The 3,458-nt window shown below is 70.0% G+C and carries 3 protein-coding genes; all 3 read left to right on the top strand.

Annotated features, from left to right (window positions below):
- The first annotated feature begins 358 nt into the window (after positions 1-358).
- Entirely contained in the window at positions 359-1,066 is a 708-nt protein-coding gene (gene infC / locus HUW62_RS46285; RefSeq protein ID WP_163869228.1) for a translation initiation factor IF-3, read from the top strand.
- Between the two features lie 232 nt (positions 1,067-1,298).
- Positions 1,299-2,915, top strand: a complete 1,617-nt coding sequence (locus HUW62_RS46280; RefSeq protein ID WP_163869111.1) for a sigma 54-interacting transcriptional regulator — start codon at positions 1,299-1,301, stop codon at positions 2,913-2,915.
- Positions 2,916-3,086: 171 nt separating this feature from the next.
- Positions 3,087-3,431, top strand: coding sequence for a hypothetical protein (locus HUW62_RS46275; RefSeq protein WP_163869110.1), 345 nt, complete (start codon positions 3,087-3,089; stop codon positions 3,429-3,431).
- Positions 3,432-3,458: the final 27 nt, after the last annotated feature.

The following is a 3,458-nucleotide window of genomic DNA, read 5'->3' as shown; positions in this document are numbered from 1 at the left end:
CCCCCATGGAGAACGTCTCCGTGGAGCTGTGGGGGCAGGGCCGGGAGGCGTGGAGGGCCCGCCGCGCTTCGTCCAATGGCTGACCCAGGGTGGGATTCCGGGGCAAGGAAGGGGCCCTGGTGTTATGTCCGCCGGTGGGCTAGTCCTCGCCCCTGGGACGTGTCTTCCCGCTTGCTCCCTTTCTCTGGGGGCAGGGGGGCGATTAGATTCGAAGTGTCGCACGGAGAGGCACGCACCGTGCGCGAGTGTCAGAGGGGCGGGCCGCCCGCCGTACGCGTCGACCCACCCCATGCCGTAACTCAGCGACCTGCCCACCCTTGGGACAGCAGGTCCTTCCACCCTTTCGCAGGAGCGTCACATTCTTAGGGATCAAAGAGGCAACCGCGGCGGGAGCCGCGACCAGAGAACCAATCGCCGCATCCGCGCCCGTGAAGTCCGGGTGGTCGGCTCCGATGGCTCACAGCTCGGAGTCATGCCGCTCGAGGCCGCGCTCGACAAGGCCCGCTCGGAAGGTCTCGACCTCGTCGAGGTCAGCCCGATGGCCCAGCCGCCAGTCTGCAAGATCATGGACTACGGCAAGTTCAAGTACGAGGAGAAGAAGAAGGCGGCGGAAGCCAAGCGCGCCCAGCTCATCGTGCACCTCAAGGAAGTGAAGCTCCGTCCCAAGACGGAGGACCACGACTACGAGTTCAAGGTCCGCAACACCCGCGGCTTCATCGAAGATGGCAACAAGGCGAAGGTGGTCATCCAGTTCCGCGGGCGTGAAATCACGCACAAGGAGCAGGGCACCGCCATCCTCGACGACGTGGCGAAGGACCTGAAGGACGTCGCGGTGGTGGAGCAGGCCCCGCGGATGGAAGGGCGCCTGATGTTCATGATTCTCGCGCCCACGCCGAAGATCGCCCAGCGCGCCCGTGAGCAGGCCCGCGCCGCGGCCGGTCCCAAGCGGCCCTCCGCCCCGACGTCTCCCGACAAGGCCGCCGCGCCCGCGACGGGCAGCGCGCCGGAAGAGGACGCGAGCCCCGCGGCGCCTCCGCCCGCGGACTCGACGGGCCCGACGCCCTGAGACCCATAGCCCCCGCACGCGGTGGACAGCCTCCACCGCGTGGGGGGCCTCTCGGGGCCTCACCCCTTTCCGCTTCCTCGGAACGGGGTGCCCGAAAGCCGCTGGCTGGCGAGCCTCCGAGGGCCTGCCTCGTGAGCGTGGGTTCGCGGACGGTTGAGGGGCCTCGGCTGATCTCCCCGTCCCAGGCCGGTGTAGGCTGATAGACTGGAAGACCTGGAAATCGAACCAGCTCATGCAGCAGAAGCTTGCCGCCGACATGTCGACCACCGCCGTCCATACGAAGGGCAAGTCCGCGCAGGCCCCGCGGAGCGTGCCGGCCTTGACGGTCGTGTCGCATCCGCATCCCCAGCGCATCGGTGAGCGGCTGTTGCTGGAGGTGCTCGCGAGCGTGGGCCGCACGGCGGCCCTGTCGCGCAACGCGCCGGACTTCTCCCGTCCGGGAGGGCTCCTGGCGCTGCCCCTGGGAGACCCCTTCCTCAGCCGGACGCCGGTGCTCTTCGAGCCGGGCTCCAACGGCGGTCTGCGCCTGCTGGTGCCGGAGGACGGCACCCAGGTCTGGGTGGCCGGGGAGTCGGTGGCCGGGGGCCGGGAGTTCACCCAGGAGGAGCTCGTCGCGGGCGTGCCGCTGGTGCTGGCCGAGCGCGTGGTGCTGCTGCTGCACCTGGCCTCCTCGGGTGGGGATGTGCTCACCAAGGACCTGGGGCTCGTGGGCCAGGGCGAGGGCATCCGGCAGCTTCGCGAGGACATCCTCCGGGTGGCGGACCTCCAGGTGCCGGTGCTCATCCGGGGCGAGACGGGCACGGGCAAGGAGCTGGTGGCTCGCGCCATCCACGACAACGGCCCGCGTCGCGCGGGGCCCTTCGTCAGCGTCAACCTGGGCGCGCTCTCCAAGGAGCTGGTGGCCGCGGAGCTGTTCGGCGCGCAGCGGGGCGCGTACACGGGCGCCAGTAGAGATCGCGAGGGCTTCTTCCGTGCCGCGCACGGCGGCACCCTGTTCCTGGACGAGGTGGGCGAGGCGCCCCCCGAGGTGCAGGCGGCGCTCCTGCGCGTGCTGGAGACGGGCGAGGTGTACCCGGTGGGCGGCCACACGCCGGTGCCCGTGGACGTGCGGATGGTCGCCGCCACGGACTCGAATCTGGAGGCGCGAATCGAAGAGCGCCTGTTCAAGGCGCCGCTCCTGCACCGGCTGGCGGGCTTCGAGCTGCGGGTGCCCGCGTTGCGCGAGCGGCGCGAGGACATTGGCCTCTTGTTCCTCCACTTCGCGCGCCAGGAGCTGGAGACGACGGGCGAGACGTGGCGGCTGGCCTCCACGGATCCGCGCGCGCAGCCCTGGCTTCCGGCGGCCGTCGCCGTCCGGCTGGTGCGCTACGCGTGGCCCGGCAACGTCCGGCAGCTTCGCAACGTCACCCGGCAGCTCGTCATCGGCAGCCGGGGCCTGCCGGGCCTGCGCATCGACTCGCGGCTGGAGCAGACGCTGGACGCGGAGTCGCTGCCCGTGCCGGGCAAGGTACTGGCGGTGCCCGCTCCGGGCGTGCCCGAAGCCGCCGAGGCGAAGTCGTCCCGGCGCAAGCCATCCGAAGTGGGGGAGAACGAGCTCTTGGAGGCGCTGCGCGCCTGCTCGTGGGACTTGAAGGCCACCGCGGATTTCCTCGGCATTCCGCGCCCCTCCGTCTACGTGCTCATCGACAAGAGCTCGCTCATCCGCACCGCGCGGGATTTGAGCCCGGAGGAAATCACCCGCTGCTTCCAGGAGTGCGAGGGTGATTTGGACAAGATGGTGCAGCGGCTGGAGGTCTCCCGCCGCGCCCTGCAGCGCCGCGTGCGCGAGCTGGGGCTGTCGGACGCCTGAGTGGACGCGTCAGCCCTCGGGCATGACACGTCGTTGACGCGTCCATTCTTCCTCGTCGCCGCGGGCCCGGACGGTGTTTCCGAGCGAGCCGCGGGTCGGCGCGCGCTGGTACGGTGTCTGCAGTCTGTTGCCGCAGACAGTTAGTCCAACCCACAGAAGGAGCCACGGCCCATGGCCAATATCGTCATCAGGATTCAGTCGACAGGACCCACCCCGGAAGAGGCCCGCGTCCGTCACGGCGACGAGGTGACGTTCACCCTGGATGGCGTCGTGTCCGCCGAGGTGAAGTTCCCCGACGGGACGTGTCTCAATGCGCCCGGCCCGTTCTTCCTGAACAACGGCTCCCTGGCCGCTTCCAACAGCGAGAACTCCGTGACGCTGACGTGCGCCACGGGCCTCTACGGGTTCCAGGTGATTCTGCCCGACGCGAAGCACGGCCCGGGCAACCAGTACGAGACGAAGAAGGGCGGTCTGGACGTGACGACCGACCCGCCGAAAGACCCCCAGAAGAAGTAGTCGCCGCGCCTCAGGGCGGGGGAGGGC

The sequence above is a fragment of the Myxococcus sp. AM011 genome (assembly GCF_013372595.1).
GTDB classification, from domain to species: Bacteria; Myxococcota; Myxococcia; order Myxococcales; family Myxococcaceae; genus Myxococcus; species Myxococcus eversor.
Note: the sequence above shows the minus strand (reverse complement) of the source record. Positions and strands in the feature narration are given on the sequence as shown.